General features: G+C 35.5%; 19 protein-coding genes. All 19 read left to right on the forward strand.

Annotated features, from left to right (window positions below; translation table 11 throughout):
* Nucleotide 1: 1 nt before the first annotated feature.
* Entirely contained in the window at nucleotides 2-1,318 is a 1,317-nt protein-coding gene (locus AF333_RS02980) for a motility associated factor glycosyltransferase family protein (RefSeq protein WP_043067651.1), read from the forward strand.
* Nucleotides 1,319-1,452: 134 nt separating this feature from the next.
* Nucleotides 1,453-2,457, forward strand: coding sequence for a UDP-N-acetylglucosamine 4,6-dehydratase family protein (locus AF333_RS02985; protein ID WP_043067652.1), 1,005 nt, complete (start codon nucleotides 1,453-1,455; stop codon nucleotides 2,455-2,457).
* Between the two features lie 32 nt (nucleotides 2,458-2,489).
* Nucleotides 2,490-3,332, forward strand: a complete 843-nt coding sequence (locus tag AF333_RS02990) for a LicD family protein (RefSeq protein WP_043067653.1) — start codon at nucleotides 2,490-2,492, stop codon at nucleotides 3,330-3,332.
* Between the two features lie 15 nt (nucleotides 3,333-3,347).
* Nucleotides 3,348-5,192, forward strand: a complete 1,845-nt coding sequence (locus AF333_RS02995; protein ID WP_043067654.1) for a sulfatase-like hydrolase/transferase — start codon at nucleotides 3,348-3,350, stop codon at nucleotides 5,190-5,192.
* Nucleotides 5,193-5,201: 9 nt separating this feature from the next.
* Nucleotides 5,202-5,735, forward strand: a complete 534-nt coding sequence (gene cysC, locus AF333_RS03000) for an adenylyl-sulfate kinase (protein WP_043067655.1) — start codon at nucleotides 5,202-5,204, stop codon at nucleotides 5,733-5,735.
* Nucleotides 5,732-7,336, forward strand: a complete 1,605-nt coding sequence (aepX, locus tag AF333_RS03005; RefSeq protein ID WP_043067656.1) for a phosphoenolpyruvate mutase — start codon at nucleotides 5,732-5,734, stop codon at nucleotides 7,334-7,336. The genes cysC and aepX overlap by 4 nt, the downstream gene beginning before the upstream one ends.
* Complete coding sequence (gene aepY, locus AF333_RS03010; RefSeq protein WP_043067657.1) at nucleotides 7,330-8,478, forward strand: phosphonopyruvate decarboxylase; 1,149 nt, start codon at nucleotides 7,330-7,332, stop codon at nucleotides 8,476-8,478. Before aepX ends, aepY begins: the two co-directional genes overlap by 7 nt.
* Complete coding sequence (locus AF333_RS03015; RefSeq protein WP_043067658.1) at nucleotides 8,471-9,190, forward strand: phosphocholine cytidylyltransferase family protein; 720 nt, start codon at nucleotides 8,471-8,473, stop codon at nucleotides 9,188-9,190. The genes aepY and AF333_RS03015 overlap by 8 nt, the downstream gene beginning before the upstream one ends.
* On the forward strand, nucleotides 9,183-10,292 hold the full coding sequence (locus tag AF333_RS03020) for a phosphonoacetaldehyde reductase (RefSeq protein ID WP_052812307.1): 1,110 nt from the start codon (nucleotides 9,183-9,185) through the stop codon (nucleotides 10,290-10,292). Before AF333_RS03015 ends, AF333_RS03020 begins: the two co-directional genes overlap by 8 nt.
* 26 nt (nucleotides 10,293-10,318) lie before the next feature.
* Complete coding sequence (locus tag AF333_RS03025; protein WP_052812308.1) at nucleotides 10,319-12,241, forward strand: class I SAM-dependent methyltransferase; 1,923 nt, start codon at nucleotides 10,319-10,321, stop codon at nucleotides 12,239-12,241.
* Nucleotides 12,242-12,346: 105 nt separating this feature from the next.
* Entirely contained in the window at nucleotides 12,347-14,269 is a 1,923-nt protein-coding gene (locus tag AF333_RS03030; protein ID WP_043067660.1) for a glycosyltransferase, read from the forward strand.
* 27 nt (nucleotides 14,270-14,296) lie between these two features.
* A complete protein-coding gene (locus tag AF333_RS03035; RefSeq protein ID WP_043067661.1) occupies nucleotides 14,297-15,919 on the forward strand; it encodes a glycosyltransferase in 1,623 nt (540 codons plus the stop codon).
* 33 nt (nucleotides 15,920-15,952) lie between these two features.
* Nucleotides 15,953-18,337: an HAD family hydrolase gene (locus tag AF333_RS03040; RefSeq protein WP_043067662.1), complete on the forward strand. Its 2,385-nt coding sequence runs from the start codon at nucleotides 15,953-15,955 to the stop codon at nucleotides 18,335-18,337.
* Between the two features lie 127 nt (nucleotides 18,338-18,464).
* Nucleotides 18,465-19,418 (forward strand): ATP-grasp domain-containing protein, encoded by a 954-nt coding sequence (locus AF333_RS03045; protein ID WP_235356696.1) that lies wholly within the window; start codon nucleotides 18,465-18,467, stop codon nucleotides 19,416-19,418.
* 14 nt (nucleotides 19,419-19,432) lie between these two features.
* Entirely contained in the window at nucleotides 19,433-20,113 is a 681-nt protein-coding gene (locus AF333_RS03050; RefSeq protein WP_043067663.1) for an HAD family hydrolase, read from the forward strand.
* A complete protein-coding gene (locus AF333_RS03055) occupies nucleotides 20,113-20,838 on the forward strand; it encodes a cytidylyltransferase domain-containing protein (RefSeq protein ID WP_043067664.1) in 726 nt (241 codons plus the stop codon). The genes AF333_RS03050 and AF333_RS03055 overlap by 1 nt, the downstream gene beginning before the upstream one ends.
* 2 nt (nucleotides 20,839-20,840) lie before the next feature.
* A complete protein-coding gene (gene pseG, locus AF333_RS03060; protein ID WP_043067665.1) occupies nucleotides 20,841-21,965 on the forward strand; it encodes a UDP-2,4-diacetamido-2,4,6-trideoxy-beta-L-altropyranose hydrolase in 1,125 nt (374 codons plus the stop codon).
* Nucleotides 21,962-23,020, forward strand: a complete 1,059-nt coding sequence (pseI, locus tag AF333_RS03065) for a pseudaminic acid synthase (RefSeq protein WP_043067666.1) — start codon at nucleotides 21,962-21,964, stop codon at nucleotides 23,018-23,020. The genes pseG and pseI overlap by 4 nt, the downstream gene beginning before the upstream one ends.
* 160 nt (nucleotides 23,021-23,180) lie before the next feature.
* Entirely contained in the window at nucleotides 23,181-23,879 is a 699-nt protein-coding gene (locus AF333_RS03070; RefSeq protein ID WP_043067667.1) for a CDP-alcohol phosphatidyltransferase family protein, read from the forward strand.
* Nucleotides 23,880-23,881 lie beyond the last annotated feature (2 nt).

Here is a 23,881-nt window from a genome sequence, read left to right on the forward strand (position 1 = left end):
AATGAACGTGTGGTTGCATAACATTGAGTTATTACGTATTCATTATCCTGATATATATACAAGGGTAAAAGATATGCCACTTCTTAATGGATATGAGATTCTATCTTCCAGGGAGGGGCATCCTACTGCAAAAATTGGTTCGTTTTACTTGCATAGCCGATATAATCCGATACAGGAAGCAAAAAAGTTTATTGAGGCACAATGGAATGAAGACGAGCAAGAGATTGCTTTATATGGCCTGGGCTTCGGCTATCATATAGTGGAAGCGCTGGAACGTATACAGCCTGAACAAACATTATATGTGTTTGAATTAAATATACAATTATTCTCGCTTGTACTTCGTAATATGGACATCGAGTATATTCTCACTCACCCGCAATTAAGGCTTATCGTATCCGATAACCAGGCGCATGTAGCGAGGTGTTTGCACGAAAGATTGCTACAAACCAATCGTCTGATTATATATCCGCCTTCTGTACGTACCATTCCAGAGCGGTATGATCGTCTCAAGTTTCTGCTGGAATTTTGGGATAAAAGGTTGTTGCAGGTAAAGAACTATGCGCCACTGCTGCAGGAAAATTCTGAAGCGAACCTAAAGCATAGGGACAGAAATGTGAGTGAGTTTTTTGGTAAGTATAAAGATAAGCCTATTATTGTCATTTCAGCAGGACCATCTTTAAATAAAAATAAGCATCTTCTGGCACAGTGTAAAGGAAAAGCGCTGCTGTTTGCTGCTGGTTCGGCGCTTAAGCCTCTACTGGCAACCGGTATTCAACCGGACATGTTTTGTATTATTGATGCGATTCATCGTACGACTCGTAAACAAATTGAGGGATTGGAAGGAATGGACATTCCTTTTGTATATCTCAAAACTGCGAGTGCCGTTACGGTTGAAGCCTATCATGGTCCGCGCTTTGTTGCGTCGAACCGTTCAGAGGATGATGGAGCAATCGAGACAGGCGGCTCAGTTGCTACAGCTATACTGGATATCGCGACTCGAATGGGCGGGAATCCGATTATTTTTGTAGGGCAAGACTTAGCTTTTACAAATAATGAACATCATGCAGATGGCAGTATGTATGGTGAGGAAGAAAAAGTTAAAATAAATCCGACAATGAAACAGGTTCGTGGTCAGAATGGTGAAACTTTGTGGACGAATATTGGCCTGTTAAGCTATAAATACTGGATTGAAGAACGAATTCAGCGGGAACCGAATGTAACATTTATTAATGCTACAGAAGGTGGCGCATATATTGAAGGGTGCATTCATATACCACTCTATGAGGTCATAAAAAAATATATAAATAAATCAACATAAAGATAAAAGAGGAACCTGTATCTAATGCAAGGTTCTTTATTTTTTTCTTACATTTAAATAGAGTCTATTTTTTAAGAGAAAATATGACGATACAATAACAGAGAAGAGTAAATCGTAGAAGAACAGGTGAAAGTATGTATACAGGAAAAAGGATTTTGATCATTGGAGGAACAGGAACGATTGGCCAGCAGATGGTAAAGGAATTACTTGCGTATAATCCGAAGGTCATTCGTGTGTTTAGCCGTGATGAATATAAGCAATATGAGATGGAGAATGAATATCGGGAGTACCATAAACAACTTCGTTTCTTAATAGGTGATGTACGTGATTATACGCGTGTGCAGCGAGCGATGGAGAACATTGACTATGTGTTCCATCTTGCCGCTATGAAGCATGTTCCGGCATGTGAATATAATCCATTCGAAGCTGTACAAACAAATGTAATAGGGACGCAGAATGTTATTCAGTCCGCGATGCAGGCAGGAGTAAAAAAGGTATTGTTTACGAGTACGGACAAGGCAATCTCACCTACTAATACGTACGGGGCGACTAAACTAACGGCAGAACGTCTAATTTCAGCTGCGGAATATATGAAAGGGCCAAAGTCAACAGTATTTTCTTCCGTTCGTTTTGGTAATGTGATGGGTTCACGTGGTTCGGTAATTCCCTTATTTAAGAAGCAAATTCTTGAAAAAGGATATATTACGGTAACAGATCCGAATATGCTGCGGTATATGATGACACCGAGCCAGGCGATTTCTCTGATGCTGAAGGCGAATGAACTGGCGCAGGGCGGAGAGGTGTTTGTATTGAAGATGCCAATTGTGAAATTAGGGGATTTAGCACAAATAATGATTGAGGAAGTGACTAAGAAATATGGAATCGCTTCTTCATCTGTAGATGTGCGTAAGATTGGCCTTCGCCCAGGGGAGAAATTATATGAAGAGTTAATGACAAATGACGAGGCAGTTAAGGCATTGGAAACGGAAGAGATGTATATTTTACAATCTATTTTTACAGGACGGCGTAAATACTTAGGTATTATCAAATCTGGTGTAGAGAATATGTTGCCAAAGAAGGAAATGGCAATTAGAAAAGAGATGTTGCGCGATTGGATACTCAGTGAGCGATTAATTTGATTTTGGGGTAGTAGAAAATAGAGGTGATAGTTATGTATCTTGAGGATGTTTTGAAGAAGAGAATTATTGTGTTTGGCACTGGAAAGAAAAGTAATACCATAGCGAAATCCCCTTTGATAGGAAAAGTAACCTTCTATGTTGATAATAATAGGGATAAGTGGGGAGAAATTTATAATAAAGCGATTATCAAAAACCCTGATGATTTGTTACTAGAAAATAAGAGTGAAGTATTGATAGTAATCGCTAGTATGTACTATGAGCAAATATCAGATCAATTAAGGGAAATGGGATTTATTGAGGATAAACATTATGTTTCAAGTGATAAAATTATAGACGAAAAGCATTCGTTAGATTTATTAAGAAAGATTAAAGAAATTTTTGAGTTTAACCACATCAAATATTGGCTGGATAATGGTACTTTACTAGGAACTATTCGGGATAAAAAGCTAATTGAATGGGATAAGGATCTTGATATTGGTATATGGAAAGAATATGAGACTGAAGTTCTAACATTATTACATGAGTATTTTTCAGAGAAATACATTATAAGGATAGATCAAAACCAAAACTGTATTGAGCTAAGAGAGAAGAACAATATTTTTGCGAGAATTATGGATATTACAACCTATGAGGTTAGGGAAAAGTACGCTGTTCGTCAATGGAATTTCAAAAATAAAAATGTCGTTGTGAAAGTTCCAAAAGAGTTCTTTTTAAATTTATCAAATATAAAACTTGGAGATTGTGATCTTAGTTCCCCTGCTAATGCTGAGGAATATTTGCAGATTAGATACGGTGCTGATTGGCATACACCTAGGAGAAAATGGAATTATATAGAGGATGATGTTGCTATTTCAGAAGTTAAGTATATAAGGTAAACGGTGGGGTTAACATTGATAGACTTTGATATTGCATTAAATAATCTAATTTCTAAGTATGGTCTACAAAGTAGCTATATAGAGCCCACTTATGTAGAGAAATCCATTATTTCTGAGTGGGATAGTATCCCAGATAAGGAAAATATAGCGATTTGGGGAGCGGGTGAACATACAAAGGAACTTTTACAACTTCTTGCTCCTATAGAAAAGAATATAGTATGCATTATTGATAAAAATTGCTTTGAATTAGATGAAACGTTACATGATTATCCTTTAATAAAACCCGAGGAGTTATCAAACAATCTTATTGATGTTATAGTTGTTTCTTCATTTGCCTATAGAGAAGAGATAATTAAACAAATAGGGGCACAGCATAGTTCATATAAAATAATTGATCTTTATGAAAATATTAAAGAGGTACCAGTAGCATTTTATTTGTACAGAGAACAAGTTGAACTTTATATGTTACGAAAATTGTATGAAAAAGAATTTAAAACGGAATATAAACGAATTTACCTGTGGAAGCTAATATCACGTTATTTAATGCATAGAGATTTTATATATGCTCAGAGATTTATTAAAGAGTATATAGATAATAATTTTCTATATAGTAGGAAGCTAGGATATTTTCTAGAAGAATTAAATACTCTTTTGCTTTCTCTAAAAGAAATATTAAAAGCTCGTGTATATAGAGATGTTACTGTTTTTGCTTTAGATTCTTTGAGATTTGAAGATGTGATTCCAAATGATACAAAGCAAAAATCTCTAATGCCACATTTATATAAGCTATCAAAAAATTCTATTACATTTACTAATTCATTTAGTACTTCTACTTATACATATGGATGTATGGGTCCGATGTTTACAAATAAATTACCTTTTCAAGAGTTAGAGTATAAAAAGCGGAGAATTGATTTTGACCAAAGTAAATTATTAACCACTTTACTAGAGCAGGGGTATGAGTTTTATTATCTAGGAATAGTCGACTTTTTTCCACAAGACTTACGGGTAAGAAAAGTTTTCTTTCATGAATCTTCTTCTCACAAGGAAGAGCATATAAGTAGACTAAAGAAAAATTTTGCAAAGAATTTGCCTATATCTAGAATGCTCTGGAGTTACTTTTGTGAATTGGTCAAATTAGAGAAACCAGTGTTTGCTTTTATTCATACAGATTGTATACATCTCCCCTATATAAGTAATTATCACGAGGAGCTTTATATGCCATGGAATCCTGTTTTTTATGTGAAAAATCGTAAAGAATTACAATCCGAATTATTTACCATGGATAATCAGTATAAAGAGAGCTTATCTTATTTAGATAATCAATTGGATTTTTATATGGGATTTCTATCTAATGCTACTATTACGGTTACCTATGGAGATCATGGACAATCTTTAGGGGAGAATGGAATATTTGGGCCGTTATTTGGCTGGCATGATAGTACTATTCATGTTCCTTTAATTATTTCTAATAGAAAACTAGGTTCTTTAACCCATACTAACTTATTCAGTATGGTCGATTTTGGGAAGCAAATACTATCTTTAGTCCAGGAAGGAAAGTTAGAGGTAAAGGAAACGGAATTTGTCATTATTCAGAGGGATCCTATATATAATGAAAAATTATTAACTAACAAGGATTTTATATTTAATTTAGGCGAAAAGTTTATTCATGGTTTTCAAGTTGTTCGAGGGAAGCATGATAAATATGTATTATATGACCATGGTATAGAAGAGTATTATATTTTACCCGATGAAAATTTTAATTGCATCAATGAAAAAGAATATCAACAAAGAATTAATAAAATGAGACACTACGCAAAGAAGATGCCATTTCCTTATTTGATTGAAGGGAAGAGTTAAAAATAGCTTATGGAAAATTTTACTGTATGGTTTACAGGTCTAAGTGGTGCAGGTAAAAGTACACTAGCCTTAAAATTAGAACGTTATTTGATGGAAAAAGACTGTAATGTGCAGCTTCTAGATGGTGACATTGTTCGTGAAGAAATAGGATCTGTATTTGGATATGAACGTACGGAAAGAATAAAAATGGCAAAAGTTCTTCGATTGCTTGCTAAACTACTCAATAAGAAGGGAATAACTGTTATTGTAGCAGCTATTGCGCCATATGAAGAGATTAGACAAGCCAATCGAGAAAGACTAGAGAATTATATTGAGATCTTTGTGGAATGTTCAATTAAAAACTGTATTGAACGAGATGTTAAAAAACTATATCAAAAAGCTTTTAGAGGTGAGGTTGAAAATATGATCGGAGTTGATGATATATATGAAACTCCGCAAAACTATGATGTAAAAGTAAACACATCTTTAGAAAGTATTGAGGAAAGTTTTAACAAGATAAAAGAATATATAGAAAAAATTCTGCAAAGGAAGGGTACAACGTGAAAAAAACTACTGAATTACATCAATTAATAAATTCAAATCAATTGGAATTTATGATGGAGGCTCATAATGGATTATCGGCTAAAATTGTAGAACAGACAGGCTTTAAATCCATATGGGCTAGTGGGCTATCTATTTCTGCCTCTCTCGGTGTTCGTGATAATAATGAAGCTTCTTGGACACAAGTACTAGATGTTATTGAATTTATGAGTGATGCTACTACAGTTCCTATTTTACTGGATGGTGATACAGGCTATGGAAATTTTAATAACATGAGAAGACTGGTGAAAAAGCTAGAGCAAAGAGGAATTGCAGGTGTATGCATAGAGGATAAATTGTTTCCTAAAACCAATTCTTTTATAAACGGTGAAGCTCAGCCTCTTGCTGATATTGATGAGTTTTGTGGGAAAATTAAAGCCGCCAAAGATGCTCAAACTGATGATGATTTTGTTATTGTAGCAAGAGTAGAAGCTTTCATAGCTGGCTGGGGATTAGAAGAAGCATTAAGAAGAGCGGAAGCTTATCGTCAAGCTGGAGCAGATGCTATATTAATGCATAGCAAAAAGCCAAATCCATCTGATATAGAAGCATTCATGAAAGAATGGGGAAGTCGCCATCCAGTTATTATTGTTCCTACAAAATATTATTCAACTCCAGCTGAACAATTTCGCGAATGGGGCGTTAGTATGGCTATTTGGGCGAATCATAATATCCGTGCGGCAATTACAGCTATGGAAAAAGTGAGTCAGAAAATTTTTGAAGATGAAAGTTTGATGAATGTAGAAGGAACAGTTGCTTCAGTAGCCGACATTTTTACATTACAGGGTGCAGATGAACTTAAAGAGGCGGAAAGGAAGTATTTACCAACATATAAACGGCATATAAATGCAATTATTTTAGCTGCTTCTCAAGGAGAAAAGTTTGGGGACTTAACATCAAATATCCCTAAAACACTCCTAAAAGTAAATGGAAAATCGATTCTATCCACCCAAATTGATGATTTCAATCAACTAGGAATAAAAGATATTGTAGTTGTACGAGGCTTTGGTAAAGAAAAAATAAATATGGCTAACATCAAAACAGTAGATAATGAAAAATTTCAAGAAACAACTGAACTATATTCTTTATATTTAGCTAAAGAGTATATTGATGAAAATACTGTAATTAACTATGGAGATATTGTATTTAAGCGGTATGTTCTAAATGAATTGCTAAACGATGAGAACCCAATTACGTTAATCGTTGATGCTGACTATGAAGTGGATCATCACTATCATGACTATGTAAAGGCGGATATGCACTACAATAAAAAGTTATTTAATATGTCTGTTCAGTTTGAAAAAATGTCCACTCATCTAGTTGATGAAGAGATTTCTGGTGAATTCATTGGTTTATGGAAGGTTAATAAAAAAGGAGCGAAAATTGTAAAAGAGACGCTAGAAAAACTAGCAGAACGGGAAGATTTCCTCAGGCTAAGGATGAGTGACTTATTTAACGAAATAGCAAAAATGGAGCCAATCAATATAAAATACATCAAGGGATCTTGGCTGGATATTGATAGCATATATGACTTACAAGTAGCAGGTGAAATGGTAGTATGTTGAACATCAAAAAGTTTGGTAATGAGTTAAAAGAATTAGGATTTAACTTTTATAGTGGAGTCCCTTGTTCATTTTTAAAGAATCTTATTAATTATGCATTGAATGATTGTGAATATATTATGGCTACTAATGAAGGGGATGCAGTTGCAATTTGTGCAGGAGCTTACTTAGGGGGGAGAAAGACGGTGTTTTTATGTCAAAACTCTGGGCTAACCAATGCAGTTTCCCCACTAACATCCTTGAATTACCCATTTAGAATTCCTGTTTTGGGCTTTGTAAGTTTAAGAGGAGAAGAAGGATTGAATGATGAGCCTCAGCATGAACTGATGGGCAGAATTACGGAAAGATTGTTGGAAGATATGGAAATTAAATGGGGATATTTATCTGATAACGAAGCGGAAGCTCTGCAACAGTTAAAAATGGCGAATGAAGTAATTGAATGTGGAAAATCTTTCTTTTTCGTGGTGAAAAAAGATACTTTTACAAAAGAAGAATTAGTTAAAAAGAGTACTACTATAGTAAATGAATATATATCTACAATAATAGAAAAGCAACGGGTAGATGGTTTGCCAAAAAGAGAACAAGTATTAAATAAACTTATAAATCATGCTGATCAAGATACTTGTTTTATGGCTACAACAGGGTATACAGGAAGAGAATTATATGAAATAAAGGATATACCTAATAATTTTTATATGGTAGGTTCTATGGGGTGTATTAGTTCATTAGCTTTAGGGCTGGCTAAGGCTAAACCAGATAAAAAGGTGATTGCTATAGATGGTGATGGGGCTTTATTGATGCGTATGGGGGCATTATGTGTGAATGGTTATTATAATCCAGAAAATTTGTTTCATATTTTATTGGACAACAATATTCATGAGTCAACAGGTGGGCAGCAAACAGTTGCTGAAAATGTGAATTTTATTAAGTTAGCTGCTTCTGTAGGATATAAAAATACTGTATATATTCATGATTTATATGAATTAGAAGAGTACTTTTTAGATTGGAAGAGAAAAGGTGGACTTACATTTGCATATATAAAAATAGCGAAAGGAGTTAAAGAGAATTTAGGGAGACCCAAGGTAAAGCCATATGAAGTAAAAGAAAGATTTATGAAATTTATCAGTGGAGGGATATATGCTTAAAAAAGCTGTTATTGTAGCTGCAGGACTTTCAAGCCGCCTTTACCCGTTAACACTAGAAGAACCTAAGTGTCTCTTAGAAGTTAATCGTCAACCAATATTAAAAAGAACCATCTCTATTCTTAAGAAAAACAATATAAATGAAATTTTTGTAGTAATTGGCTATCAAAAAGACAGAATAATTGATTCTATAGGCCCTGATATACAGTATATAGTGAATCCATTTTATCAACATTGTAACAATATGGGTTCTTTATGGTTTGGAAAAAACTTTGTAGGGCGAGAACCGTTTATTTATTTACATGGGGATGTTCTTTTTCATCCGGAAATTATTTCTCAAGCTATAAAACATTTCTCGACAAGTGAAAATGATATGGAGTTAATGACTGATTTTGGTGAAACAGATGAAGAAGCTATGAAAGTAAGAGTAACAGAAGATAAATTTTTATTAGAATCAAACAAAGAAATTTCAAGCTTTCAAAGTGCTGGGGAATGGACCGGAATTGCATGCATTCGAAGTTCTAGAACGTTATTTGAGTATATAGAGAAAGTTATGTTTAATGACGGGTTGAATTTTTATGATACGTATGCTTTTACTAATATGGTAAAAGATGGATATAAAATACAATGCATTTCAACGTTAGACTACCCTTGGATTGAAGTCGACTTTTTAAGTGACTATGAGAAAGCTAAGGAGATGTTCGAAAGTGAATAATTTTTATTATTATAACCCTGTTAAGGTTATATTTGGTATAGATACTTTATATAAGATAGACGAATTGGTAAAAAGCAGACGAGCCCTTATTGTTACTTCTCCAGGTATGAAAAGGAGAGATACCTTAGAAAAAGTGGTTTCGTTTGTTCAAAATATAGAAGGGATAATTGACGATATACAGCCAAATCCTACTTTTGAAACGCTAGCATATTATTATCAACAAGTCAATTATAATGAAGTGGATGTCATTATCGCATTAGGAGGAGGGAGTGTTATAGATACTGCTAAGGCTCTAGCAGTATCAGTAGAAAATCGTAACTTCTCTATATTAGAGCAATCTATTAAAAGTGGTTCTCTTCACAATGCTAATTATAAGATTATTCCCTTCATTTCAATTCCGACAACGGCAGGTTCAGGAAGTGAAGTAACTCCATGGGCAACTATTTGGGATGAAGGGAAAAAAGAAAAATACTCCCTTCATTTACCTGATTTATGGAGTGAAGCTTGCATATGTGATCCATCGTTAACATTACCCTTACCCCAAGATATTACCATTATAACAGCTTTAGATGCTTTATCTCACAGTTTTGAATCAATTTGGAATAAAAATGCTAATCCTATTTCAAATGTGTTTGCCATAGATGCTGCTAAAACTATTTTGTGCAAACTCCCGTGTCTTATAAACAATTTGAATAACATAGAACTAAGAAGTGAGATTATGCTTTCTTCTTTAAAAGCTGGTCTTGCTTTCTCTAATACTCAAACTGCTATAGCACACGCGATGTCATACTACATGACATTACATAAGAATTTAGTACATGGAATCGCCGTTAGTTTTACGCTGCCAGATATTATTGATACCGTTATTGGTACAAATCAACTTGTCGATGAATCTATATTTAAAATATTAGGAAGTAATCCAGTTGAAGAAATGAAAACATTTTTGGAAAGCATAGGAATTAGTACGAGATTTTCTGAACATGGAATTAGCAAGGAAGATTTACTTCGTATTAAGTCAGCCGTTACCAATGTTCCACGTGCTAAAAATAGTATTGTAGAGATAGATAAATTATTTGAGAATTTCGTTGCTAACTCGTTATAAAGTCAGATATATATTGGGGGAATAATATGATTGCAGAATATCAAGTTCAAGATAGAATCAGAGATTTCTTTTCTGAAAATAGCGATAAAAAAATAGCGATTTGGGGTAACGGGGAACATACTTTACAGTTAATTGAATTCTTAAAGTGCAACGAAATTACTACCGATTCTATAAAGGCGATTATTGCAAAAGAGGACAATGGCCATAAACAACAGAAAATCCCGATTATAAAAGTGGATGATGCATTTCAGTTATTGAATCTTGTTGATTTTATTGTAATTTCATCCTATAGTTTCCAGGAAGAGATAGCTCACGAGATTGAGAGATTGGGATTCGCTAAGAAAATTGTGAAAGTATATAATTTAGATGGTGAATATAAAGATCCTTTATTTTACTGGAAACTCTATGGAAAGAGTTATTTTAAGTTGCCTACTAATAAGATAAAGGAGTTTATTTCTGATAGAACAAACTATATAAAAATATATGAAAGAGCCATTAAATGGATTCATAAAAATACCATAGATAATCAAGGGATCATTGTGCATTCACAGCAAAAAGTTTGCTATCCGGAAGTAACCGGGTACTTTATCCCCAGTTTAATAAGGTGGGGGGAAAAGAAGCTAGCATTACAGTATGCAAGATGGTTAGTTTCAATTCAAAATGAAGATGGTTCTTGGAATGACCCTTTGGGATTAACTGCTTATACATTTGATACAGGGCAAATTTTAAAAGGGCTTGTCTCTATGGTTGATTCATATCCAGAGTTTAAAGTTGCAATTCTTAAAGGATGCCATTGGATTGTTAATCAGATTGATGAGGAAGGAAGAATTACTACTCCCGATACAAGTCAATGGATTTTGCCTAATGGAAAAATGACACCTGAAGCTATTCATTTATATGCCCTAGAGCCTGTGAAGCTTGTAGCAGACAAATGGAACATAGAGAATTTCTCGGAAAAAATAGGGATAGCGCTGAAATATTATCTTCAACGAGATGATCTAGTAGAATTCGATACACTTTCCCACTTTCATGCGTATATCATAGAAGCACTTGTTGACTTGGGCGAAACATCACATGCTATAGAAGCAATGGAAAAAATTAATCACATATATGAACAAAAAGGTTTTATACCCGGCTATCATAATGCCGATTGGGTATGTTCCACTGCGATGTTCCAATATGCATTAATTATGTACAAATTAGGATGGGTTGAAAGAGCAGATAAAATTTTTGAATATACTTGTCACCTTCAAAATGATACAGGTGGCTTTTTTGGGGGATATGGAGAGGGTGCAACTTATTTCCCTATTGAAGAAATAAGCTGGGCGAATAAATATTTCTTAGATGCTTTCTGGTACAAAATCCATAAAAGTTTTAACAAAGATTATTCTATTTTTCCAGAAGAAATTTCTTATAATGATGGACGCTACAGATTGGTAGAGGAAGTTCTAGGAGAAAATAAATTTCATAAGGTAGTAGATATTGGCTGTGGGAAAGGGAGATATATTAAAAACTTAAAAGAAAAATATCCTGAAGCAGAGTTGTATGGTGTGGATATTTCTGACAAAATGTTGGGGTATTTACCTAAAGGGGTTACGCCACTATTAGGGACATTATTGAATATTCCATTAATGGATAAAGAAGTAGACATGGCATTTTGTGTGGAAGCCCTCGAACACGCTGTGGATATTCCAAAAGCTATTCAGGAAATGGGAAGGATAGTAAAGGAAGACGGAGTTCTGATTATTATTGATAAAAATCAGGAAAGATTAGGAGCACTTGAAATATCAGAATGGGAACAATGGTTTGATGAAGAAAGAGTAACCCAATTACTTGAGAAAGAAGGATTTATTGTTACTGTTCGTAAGAATATTTCATATGACCAAAAAAGTGGACAGGATCAGCTGTTTATAGCTTGGATTGCTCGGAAATCTACAAGGTTAAGTTAAAAACTTAAGAATAATGGAGCTATCTACCTTGTTGATTAGGATGTTTGGAGAGTATCCTCCATTTTAATCATAAGGTGGATTTTTGTTTTAATAGGGGGCTTTAGTATGGGTGGAAAAGAAACAATTGTGATGCTCTCATCTGTTCATTATGAAAAAAACTTATGGCAAAGGCATCATCACTTAGCAGAACAATTTGTGAAAAAAGGGTATAACGTAATTTTTATTAATCATTGTGGAGGCATTTTTAGCGAGGAAAGTATGCAGAAAAATTTCTCTACTTATTTTAGTCAACATACGATCAATAATGGTTTGCTTATTATTGATCGTGTAGATTTTATAAAAAAAGAAAGCGGTCAGTTGGAATGGGTACAAAATATATTTTTGGAAAAGCTACTAGATTATTTTTCTTTAAAAAATCCAGTACTTATTTCATATCTCCCTGAATTTTATACAACGATTGAATATCTTAAGGAAAAAAGACATTTAAGAACTTTTTATGACTGTGTCGATGATATGTCTGGACTCTTTAACAACAAAAAAATTGCATTTGATGAAGAGAAATTGCTATCGATTTGTGATGGGGTCATTGTTACTTCAAAGACACTCTTTTCTGTTAAAGGAAAAAGTAAAGCTAAATGTACTCTCGTAGCTAATGCTGTATCCTATGAAAACTTTTTAACGGATTATGAAAAACCAGACGAATTAAAAAAGTTTCAGGGGCCAATTATAGGATATGTAGGTGCAATTGCTAACTGGTTTGATAAAGAATTAATTTGTCAATTAGCTAATAAACATAGCGATTGGAACTTTGTCTTAGTGGGGAAAGCATATACGGATATAGCATGTTTTAAGCCATATCCCAATATTCATTTATTAGGTGTGAAAGATTATGCGGAGATACCTGCTTATATTAAAAGCTTTGACGTAGGTATCATTCCTTTCATGCTAGATAACTTGATAGTTAACACAAACCCTATCAAATATTATGAATATGTAGCAGCCGGTATTCCTGTAGTTTCTGTTTTACTACCTGAATTAATAGGAGAACCATATGCTCATTTGGCTATAGGAGTAGATGAGTTTAGTAAAAAAATCAAACAGTCCCTCCAGGAAGGAAGATATATATGTGATGCAGGTTATTTATATGAAAATTCCTGGTCGGTACGAGCTGAAAAAGTCTTGGATTTTTTGTTTGATTCGAATTTTTGTTATAAAAGAGAACAGATACTAGAGAATATCCTATCAAGTTATGGGGACTATGTGTTTTCCCATCCCTTAATATTTGTCTTAGCTCTTGATTTAAACTATGAGTTAAGAAATTTTGAAAAGGTCAATGAAATGCTTAACTATTTATATAATAATCCATCTTCTTTTTCTGTTATTACTCAGTTGAGTGTAGGAATTGATATGGAAAAGTGGAGTTTTGTTTCCGATATTCTTAGAATGATGGGTATCGAAGGAGAGATTAGAAGAAATACAGTTCTCTTAAAGCTGATAGCTTTAAGAAAAACGGAGCGCTATAGTGAAGCAATTGAGTTCGGTGAAAAAAATATATTAGATGAAGAGGTTATGCAATATATTGGTAATGTATATTTTGATATTGAAGATTATAAAAAAGCATTGAATTGCTATACTGCTTATTCTAATAAATACGGTACCTTAAAAAACAGAGAATCGGAAAAAAATTACACATATTTGAAAAAGCATCTATTGGAAAATGTACAGGATAAAAAAATTGTTATATTTGGAGCATCCCTTACAGGAGAGCAAGTGATTAATTTATTGGAGAGAAAAAACATTTCTATTAAATACTTTATTGATAATGATACATCTAAATACGATTTAACCTTTAAAGAAAAAAATATATATTCACCTAAACAAGTTATTACTACACAGATGAATCCTGATATTATCATTATTTCGTCACCTGCTTATGAAAAGGAGATGGAGAAGCAATTACTTGACCTAGGGTGGAAAGGTGAAACATTATCATGGAGGATATTACCGCAAATTCTGGCAGAGTACTAATATTTGAAGTATCTTGAGGAGTAAAAAATGAAAATTGTTCAAGTTTATCCTAAACTCAGCGGTGGATTAGAAAGATATATAAATAATTTAACCTATGAATTGGTTGAAGCAGAAGAGGGAATACAATTTTATAATTTTGTTGTTTATTTTAAAGGGCAACATAAAAATGAGAATGTTGGGCATTCACCACGTATTAACTATACAAGTATTGAAGTTGACAGAGGAATGCAAATAGAATTTAGCCCTTTGATGGATTGTATAAATCCTAACCTTGAGAAAGCTTTCTCTAGTTTTCTCGATAAAATTGAACCAGATATCGTTCACTTTCAACATATATATGGTTTAAGTGCTTCATTGATAGGCGTAGCAAAAGAAAAAGGAATAAAGATTGTATTTACTGTACATGACTATTGGACCATTTGCCCACGTTTGTTTTTATTGGATGGAGATTTAATGCTTTGTGAAGGACCTAATCTAGGGGCTAAGTGTTTTCGGTGTACTATTAATGAGATAGAATATAGTAATCATTCGCTTTTGTCATCTTTCTTATTACGTTATCAGTTTATGAAAAATATGCTACAAGAAAAAGTAGACGTTATTGTAGCTGTTTCTAAAATGGTTAAAAGTAAACTTGTAGAGGAAAATATACCAGAAAAGAAAATAGTCGTATCGTACCCAAGTGTTGCAGTGGGAGAAAGATTAGCCAAAAAAAAGAAAGCAAATATTACATTCGGTTTTATAGGTAATTTAAATGTTCATAAAGGTCCTCACGTTTTAATTAGTGCATTTAATCGAATTGAGAGTAATAATAAAGAACTTCACTTCTATGGAAGTGCTAATCCCCTATATAATGCTACTATTAAGCAGCTTGCTAAAGATAATAAAAAAATAATTTTTCACGGTGCTTACGATAAGCAAAGTCTACCTAGTATTTTTGCGAATATAGACGTATTAGTTGTACCTTCGATTTGTATGGAAACCGGTCCACTAGTAGTGCAGGAAGCCCTTAAGCATAATGTACCTGTCATAGCTTCAAATATTGGTAGTATTCCGGAATATGTTAAAGGTGAATATGGAAAATTGTTTGAAGCTGGAAACATTGATGAGTTAGAAAGTATTATGAAGTTTATTATTTCTTCGCCACAAATATTAGAAAGATGGAGAAATGCTATTCCGAAGCTAGCAGATGTTCAAGATTTTGTAAATGAGAGTTATTCAATATATAGTCGATTATTAGAGGGAGAAAAAGAAAATAAAGTAAAAATAAACAAACAGCATTTGGAAGTGTTAAATAAAAGTGACTATGCATTTCTAAGGCAATTCTCTGTACCGAATCAGCTAAAGAATGTGGTAAGAATGCTTTTCGAAAAAGGTTATTTGCATATTGGCATTTTTGGTGCTGGAGAGCTTGGAGAAAAAATCTTCCAATATGTTCAACAGAGAGGCATAAGAGTAAAGGCTTTTATTGATAATGATAAGACAAAGTGGTCAAGGACATGTGCAGAAATACCTATTATCAGTCCAGCAGATATTTCTTTGTTTCAGATGAGTGCCATTTTGGTTGCATCTGATTGGGAAATGGAAATCTTAAAACAACTTGATGACCTGAACTTAGGAATTCCTATAATAGGTCTTTATAGCTTTTCATAGTCATTATATGAGAAAGAGAAGAGGAAATTGTTAATGAATGAACTGTGGAGAAGAGACCGCTACTTATCTTTAGAGTATAAATATTTATTAAAGAAAAAAATTATTAGTCTGGATGTTTTTGATACAGTATTATTTCGTCTTTTTCATTCCCCGACGGCTCTTTTTTTAAAAGTTGGTGAACTTGCTATTAAAGAAAAGCATGTTCGTTCTGGTCTTACTCCTGTAGAATTTCAGCAGTTACGCATACTTGCAGAGCGGAAAGCCCGTTCTCATATGAAAAAAATAGAGGGGCATAATGAGGTGAATTTGAAGCAAATATATAATTCTATGCCAGCTTCTATTGGTAATGTTGAAAAACTGATGGAAATTGAATTTAAGTTGGAGAAGCAATATTGCTATTTAAACCCAAGCATAATGTCATTAATCTCCGAATTTAAGGCTAAGGGAATTAGAATTTGCTTGCTATCTGATATGTATCTTTCCGGAGAGCAAATCAAAGAACTTCTTATATCAAATGGGTTTCCGAAAGACTGGATTGATTTGCTGCTTGTATCCAATGAAGTCGGGGGAGATAAAGCGTCTGGAAAATTGTTTGAGAAACTATTTTCTACTTACCCTAACATAGAAAAGAAACAAATCGCACATATTGGTGATAATAAAAACGCTGACATTGAAGGAGCGCAGCGTGTTGGAATTAGAGCAATTCATTATGATGTAGTGCCCGCCAATCTTCATAGCCTCTTTGAATGGGAGAGGATTCGGCACGGCGAATTCTTACCCGAAATTGTTTCGCTACGAAAGCTTGCATACAGTATGACAGCAGGGATGAATTTGGAAGATACCTTCTGGTTTCGTTATGGAGCTGTAGTATTAGGTCCTTTTCTAACATTATTCAGCGACTGGGTACTAGAACAATGTGTACGTGAAGGAAAGAATAAAATCTATCCACTGATGAGGGAAGGTGCGCTGCTTTCAACTCTGCTTCAAGAGTCAGCGTTAAAGAGTGAAGTATCTTGTGACATTAAACCAATCTATGTTTCTCGCCAGGCTACATATTTTCCTTCTATTGAAACATTCGACAAGGAGCAGTTAGGTAACATGTTTGAGAAAAAGAATTTTACCGTTGGTCATTTGTTAGAGATGTTTTCGTTAGAAGGCGATGACACCTTGCGAAAATATTGGAAAACGAAACTTACTGCGTGTAAGGACATTATGATTATGCCTGATCAGTCCTTACGACAGTATATCATATCATTTTTTGAACAGTCGGATGTAGTAGAGTATCTTAGCGTATTTCTTAATCAAAAAAGAGAGTTGTTCGTTGAGTATATCCAGCAAGAATGTGATTTTTCTAGTAAAATTGTAACAGTAGACTTTGGATTCAAAGGTACCATTCAGAAATATATGGAATCAGCGCTTTCGATTGCCGGAATAAAAGTAGATATGACCCATTTATTAGCTATTGGAGCAGAGGCTACAAAAGATTGCTTGATTAAAGGTATGGATGTTCGAGGCTGGATGGGAAGCGCTGGTGAAAATAATAATATAATCAAGACTTTTATGCGTAGCCCTGAAGTGTTTGAAGAGCTAATTATGGCGAATTGTGGCTCAACTGTTGGATATGAATATGATAGGAATCATAAGGTTATTCCTGTGCTTGGGGTCAATATATATGATGAGAAGGAATGGCGAAAAAGGGAAGTATGTCAGCAAGGTATATTGCTTTTCCAAAAGCTATGGTTCTATCTAAAGAAAAAAAAGCCATTTGTATATGAACAACTGCTTGAAAGAAAGCAAGAATGGGGAATGTCCCTGCATCGTGCCCTGGATATGCCAATGTACGAAGAAGTAACGAAACTGGGTAGTCTAAGTCATTCAGATAACTTTGGTAGCACTGACGTATTTTGCTTGTGTAAAGATGAGGAGCGGCAGCTTCTGCGTGATATTGGTATTGATTCGTTTCTAAGTCGTACTCGTCGGGGATATCATGACCTTCCTATATACTGGCCACAAGGAATTCTTACACAAGAAGATCCATCTTATTTATTTAAAAAATATTTGTATGAAAGTGAAGCATTCAGTTATTTAGCTATAATGAATGATATGGTTTCAGAAATAAAACAGAAAGGATTTTTAGACATTATTATATATGGTGCGGGCGAAGTGGGAAGTGCAATGATGAAAATTTCTAATATACACCATGTGAATGTTCATGGTATCGTAGATCGCAAGCAATCACTGTGGGGAAGTATAATTGACGGAGTTGAAATTATTTCCCTTGATGAAGCAATAGCAAAAGGAATACATGTATATGCGGTTGCTTCGCTTGCATTTGCGAAGGAAATTGAGAAAGACATTGAAGAACGATACTCTAAATACGATATAAAACCTGTTATATTTACTTCGGTTTCTTCATGAGAAGTATGGGGGAGGCTGTCCCAAAAGTTGCTTTTGACTTTCGGAGCAGCCTCTAAATTTTTTTCAATCATAATCGGTTATTTGCCGATATTAATAATGTATCCTCTAGGGAAAGGATTCGTAAATTGTGAAGACAAATGTTCTTATAACAAGTATTTCGAAAAAAGTCCCGCTTCTCAAAGTGGTCAAGCAGGCAGTATCTCGGGTGACATCTGAAGCCATAATAATCGGTGCGGATAGTCATATGAGCTGTATTGGTTCATATTTTGTTGATCAGTTCTGGCATATGCCCAGGTTGGACGAGCTGAATATTACTGAACTCATCGCATACTGCGAACGTTATAATATTGGAATGATTGTCCCGACTAGAGACGGGGAATTGCTATATTTTGCGAAGCATAGAATATCACTTGCAGAGCGCGGTATTCATGTAATGATCTCCGACGAACAGGCTGTTACAGCATGCCTGGACAAACTTCGCTTTTTTGAAGAACTGCATACTTATCAGTATCCTGTGATTCAGACGACATTGTCTATAGATACGATTAGTGCTACTCGCTATGTGGTAAAGGAGCGCCATGGAGCAGGATCCCACAATATTGGGCTTAATTTGAACAAAGAAGAAGCGATAAATCAGGCCAATAAATTGTCCATACCTGTTTTTCAACCTTTTATAGAAGGTAAAGAATTTAGTGTTGATATGTATATTGATAGGGATAGGACTATGAAGGGAGTCATCGTACGGCAGCGCGAGCTGATTGTACAAGGGGAGTCACAAATTTCTACAACTGTACAGCATCCAATGATTGAAGGTGTATGTATGCGTGTGGCGCAAACCTTACAGCTATATGGACATATCATTTTCCAAGTAATTGAGGATAAGCGGGGCAGTATACATATTATTGAATGCAATCCGCGCTTTGGAGGGGCATCGACACTTAGTATAGCTGCAGGATTAGATAGTTTCTTCTGGTGTTATCTCGAGGCAAGGGGTGAGGAGCTTGCTGCATATCCATTTTGCCGAAGTGAGACAGAGAAGCGTCTTGTACGGCATACAAACGATTGGATAATTGATGTATAGGGGTTTGTGATGTGATGGTAAAAATTAAAGGGTATATTTTTGATTTGGATGATACGCTGTATTGTGAACATGATTATGTACGTTCAGGATTTCGTGCAGTAGCAAGAAAAATGGAAGAGCATAGCAATCAGGATCGAAGCCAACTGTATGGAGCACTTGTTCAGGAATGGAGGCAGAATGGACGGGGTAAAGTGTTCAATGCAGTGTGTGATAGGTTCGATATTAATATCGAAATAAAAGAGCTTGTGCAGGTATACCGTGAACACGAACCGACTGACATTTTTTTATATGACGATGCAGTGAAACTGCTCCGTTATTTGAAACAGAACAATATTCCAATGGGTATAATTACAGATGGAGACCGGCATGTACAATGGAGAAAGATACGAGCACTGAAACTGGATCGACAGATACCATGTATTGTCGTAAGCGATGATTTAGGGCGTGAATGCTGGAAGCCGAGCGAGGTACCTTATCAAAAGGTATTGGATTGCCTAGGGTTACAGCCGAAGGAATGTGTGTACATTGGAGATAATCCGTATAAGGATTTCTGTACTGCACGTATGATTGGAATGCATACAATCCGTGTGATTAGGAACGTGGGTGATCATATGCAGATCAGACTTGCAACAGAATTTGAAGCCGATCAAGAGATCGATTCGTTAGAACAAATCATAGGAACGGTGGAAACGTGATGAAAACGATTATTATTATGCAGGCACGCATGGGTTCCTCGCGTTTGTCAGGAAAAGTATTAAAGAAGCTAGGTGATACAGTAGTTCTGGACTATGATTTATCACGCTGTCGTCAAATGAAACCGGTAGAGGATGTAATTGTGGCTACATCTACACTGGATCAGGATGAGCCGATTGTCGATTGGTGTCGAGAGAATAACGTTTCCTGTTTCCGAGGATCTGAAGCTGATGTTTTATCACGGTACTATGAGTGTGCCAGACTGTATCATCCTGATTATGTCATTCGTGTAACATCTGATTGCCCGTTTGTTGATTATGATTTTGCGAATAGCATCATTGCCGCTATGAAAGAGAATCCGACTGATATTGTTCGGGTAGAAGGCAGACTACCAAGAGGACTAGTTGTAGAGATGGTATCATTTAGGGCACTGGAGTATATGTATCGTCATGGGCATGAGCCTAGACATCGTGAACATGTGACTTATTATGCATATGAGTTTCCAGAGGTATTCACATCGACTACTGTACAAGTACCTGCATCCATGAATCATCCACAGCTACGTATTACCTTGGATACAGAAGAGGACTATGCGCTTTGTCGGGCGATTGCGAGACATTTTGCAGGGGATAAGCTGGTACATTCACAGCAGGTAGTTGATTACTTGCTTGCTCATCCAGATGTAGCAAAGTTGAATGCACATATTCAGCAGAAACCGGTGATATAAACATGCAAGTTGCTTTTCGTGTAGATGCCTCGTATTCTATTGGAACCGGACATGTGATGCGTTGTTTAACGCTAGCACATGAAATAAAAGAGAGGCTGGATGCGGACGTTATATTTCTGTGCCGGACCGATCCTGGAAACATGTGCGATTATATTGCTGCACAGGGATATCGTGTATATCCTATACGTATATCGCAGCCACTGCAGCAGCAAGTAGATGCCCGTACAGTACAGGATATTCTTGTCCAAATTAGCGGAGTAGACTGGCTAATTGTAGATCACTATTCCCTGGATGCTACATGGGAACGTATGATACGCATAAGTGGAGAAGCCAGACATATTTTTGTTATAGATGATTTGGCAAACCGTTCGCATGATTGTGAGATACTACTAGATCAAAATTATTATGATGACATGCAGATACGTTATGGTGGGTTAGTGCCGGCTACATGCAAATGTTTGCTCGGTCCCTCTTATGCACTGCTTCGTCCGCAGTTCAAAGAGGTAGGAGAGAAAGTAAGCCGACATGCAGAACAAGTGCGCCATGTTCTTTTGTTTTTCGGTGGAAGTGATCCAACCGGAGAAACTGAAAAGGCACTGTGTGCATGGGACATGTTTCTAGAGCGTGTATGTAAGGAAACGGAAGATTGTTTCTTCCCTTTTCACGTTGATGTCATTGTTGGAGCATCCAATTCGTTACAAGAACGAATAGAAGAAAAATGTCGAGTGCTAAATGAGAAATATCCCAACCATATTTGTCGTATTATGTATTATTGTCAGGTTGAGAATATGGCTGATTTTATGATTAATGCGGATATATCTCTTGGTGCAGGTGGAGTAACGACATGGGAACGCTGTTGTGTTGGACTGCCTTCGCTTGTTGTGGCAGTGGCGGACAATCAGGTAGAAATGGCAAAAGCAGTAGATAAAGTAGGAGCCATTCGTTATCTTGGTTGGCATGAAGAAGTGACAGCAGACAGTATGAGTGATGCCTTATATGATATGTTTTCACAACCTCATCAACTGCGTTTATTTACAGAGGCATGTGCACGATTAATGAATAACAGCGAAGATAATTTGTCGGGTGTACAAGGAATTATTCATGGCATGAAAGAGGTAAAACTATGAAGCTAAAAAATGAAATAACGATTGGGAAGTATCAAATTGGGCCTAATCATTCTCCTTTTATTATTGCTGAAATGTCAGGTAACCATAATCAGTCACTAGAACGTGCACTGGCTATTGTAGAGGCAGCTGCGGAGGCAGGTGTGCATGCTTTGAAGCTACAAACATATACAGCAGATACGATGACGCTAGATATTTCAGAGGGAGATTTCTATATCGAAGATACGAATAGTTTATGGAAGGGGAACTCACTGTACAAGCTATATCAGGAAGCATATACACCATGGGAGTGGCATAAATCGATTTTTGATCGTTGCCATGAACTTGGGCTTGTTGCATTTAGTACCCCATTTGATGAAAGTGCGGTAGATTTTCTGGAATCATTGGATGTTCCCGCATACAAGATTGCTTCATTTGAAAATACTGATTTGCCTTTAATCCGCAAAGTAGCGGCAACAGGAAAACCTCTTATTATTTCGACTGGAATGGCTACAGTAGCGGAGTTGGACGAAACCGTACGAACTGCCAGAGAAGCGGGCTGCCAGGATATTGTGCTTCTGAAATGCACAAGCACATATCCAGCTAATCCAGAAAACACCAATTTACGTACTCTTCCGCATCTGAGTCAGTTGTTTGATTGCCAGATTGGTTTGTCCGATCATACTATGGGCACAGGAGTGGCCGTTGCAAGCATTGCGCTTGGAGCTACGGTGATCGAAAAGCATTTTACCTTATCTAGGGATGACGGTGGGGTAGATGCTGCATTTTCGATGGAGCCGGAAGAGATGAAAGCACTTGTGATAGAAACAGAAAGAGCATGGCAGGCGTTGGGAAGTATTAGTTATGGACCAACAGAAAAAGAGAAGCCTTCACTTAAACATCGTCGTTCCTTATATGTTTCACAAGATATGAAGGCTGGTGAGATGTTCACAAAAGAGAATGTGCGGGCAATTCGTCCGGGAGCGGGCTTACCACCTAAATACTATGAAGAAATCATGGGCAAAAAGGTTACTCGTGATGTAAAGCAGGGAACACCTATTACGTGGGAATTGATTTAAAAAGTGAAGGAAATATATGCACCTCATGCCTTTCTGGTATAGGGGGTGCATTTTTTAATTGTTTGAATTAATAAAGTTCTATAAAGGGCTAGTTTATTTTATATATGATTAAAAGTAACGAAAAACAATGTCGATACTTGTATAGAGGGGGGGAATTAAAATGAAGGATTCCATACGAGATAAATATTGGACATTTCGTAGAAAATACCTAGTTATGGAACGAACACCAGATTATGTGATTCCGAAATATTTTATTCATATGGTAGAGCCATTTTTTATTTATTGGTTTAATCGTATACGATGGACACCTAACCAAGTAACTTTGTTAGGCGCATTTTCTATGGTAGTAGGAACTGTCTGTATGTATTTTCATGCTTTTTATATAAGCGCGTTATTTTTTTGTTTTTATTTAGTGCTAGATTGTGTGGATGGTGGGTTGGCTCGTTATCAAAAATCATTTAGTAACTTTGGAAAGCTGCTTGATAGATGGACAGATTCCGTTCTTCGTCTTTTTCTATTGTTTACTTTATTCTATTTATATGATGTGCCTTTAGCCTTTAAAATTGCTTTTGTTATTACGTTTGCACTTGATTATATAATAGTGCTTTGTTATGTAGTGCCGTATATGCGTAGACAGAAATTGTATCGTGGTAAAATTAAAGGATGGTTTTTTAAACGCGGAATCATCCCTTCATATGATATTTTTTGGGTATATTTCACTATTATTGTATGCAATATTTTAGAACAACCCTTCTGGATGTTTTTAATTATTATTGTAGGGAAAAATCTTGATTGGTCATATCGTTTGTTTGAGGTTCTACGTACTAAAAAGATGATAAAACAGAAACGGTGGTCTTGAAT

Source organism: Aneurinibacillus migulanus (genome assembly GCF_001274715.1).
GTDB classification, from domain to species: domain Bacteria; phylum Bacillota; class Bacilli; order Aneurinibacillales; family Aneurinibacillaceae; genus Aneurinibacillus; species Aneurinibacillus migulanus.

Coding starts and splice junctions, on each gene's coding strand:
- AF333_RS02980 (WP_043067651.1), top strand. CDS start 2: ATGAACGTGTGGTTGCATAACATTGAGTTATTACGTATTCATTATCCT.
- AF333_RS02985 (WP_043067652.1), top strand. CDS start 1,453: ATGTATACAGGAAAAAGGATTTTGATCATTGGAGGAACAGGAACGATT.
- AF333_RS02990 (WP_043067653.1), top strand. CDS start 2,490: ATGTATCTTGAGGATGTTTTGAAGAAGAGAATTATTGTGTTTGGCACT.
- cysC (WP_043067655.1), top strand. CDS start 5,202: ATGGAAAATTTTACTGTATGGTTTACAGGTCTAAGTGGTGCAGGTAAA.
- aepY (WP_043067657.1), top strand. CDS start 7,330: ATGTTGAACATCAAAAAGTTTGGTAATGAGTTAAAAGAATTAGGATTT.
- AF333_RS03015 (WP_043067658.1), top strand. CDS start 8,471: ATGCTTAAAAAAGCTGTTATTGTAGCTGCAGGACTTTCAAGCCGCCTT.
- AF333_RS03025 (WP_052812308.1), top strand. CDS start 10,319: ATGATTGCAGAATATCAAGTTCAAGATAGAATCAGAGATTTCTTTTCT.
- AF333_RS03030 (WP_043067660.1), top strand. CDS start 12,347: ATGGGTGGAAAAGAAACAATTGTGATGCTCTCATCTGTTCATTATGAA.
- AF333_RS03035 (WP_043067661.1), top strand. CDS start 14,297: ATGAAAATTGTTCAAGTTTATCCTAAACTCAGCGGTGGATTAGAAAGA.
- AF333_RS03040 (WP_043067662.1), top strand. CDS start 15,953: ATGAATGAACTGTGGAGAAGAGACCGCTACTTATCTTTAGAGTATAAA.
- AF333_RS03050 (WP_043067663.1), top strand. CDS start 19,433: ATGGTAAAAATTAAAGGGTATATTTTTGATTTGGATGATACGCTGTAT.
- AF333_RS03055 (WP_043067664.1), top strand. CDS start 20,113: ATGAAAACGATTATTATTATGCAGGCACGCATGGGTTCCTCGCGTTTG.
- pseG (WP_043067665.1), top strand. CDS start 20,841: ATGCAAGTTGCTTTTCGTGTAGATGCCTCGTATTCTATTGGAACCGGA.
- pseI (WP_043067666.1), top strand. CDS start 21,962: ATGAAGCTAAAAAATGAAATAACGATTGGGAAGTATCAAATTGGGCCT.
- AF333_RS03070 (WP_043067667.1), top strand. CDS start 23,181: ATGAAGGATTCCATACGAGATAAATATTGGACATTTCGTAGAAAATAC.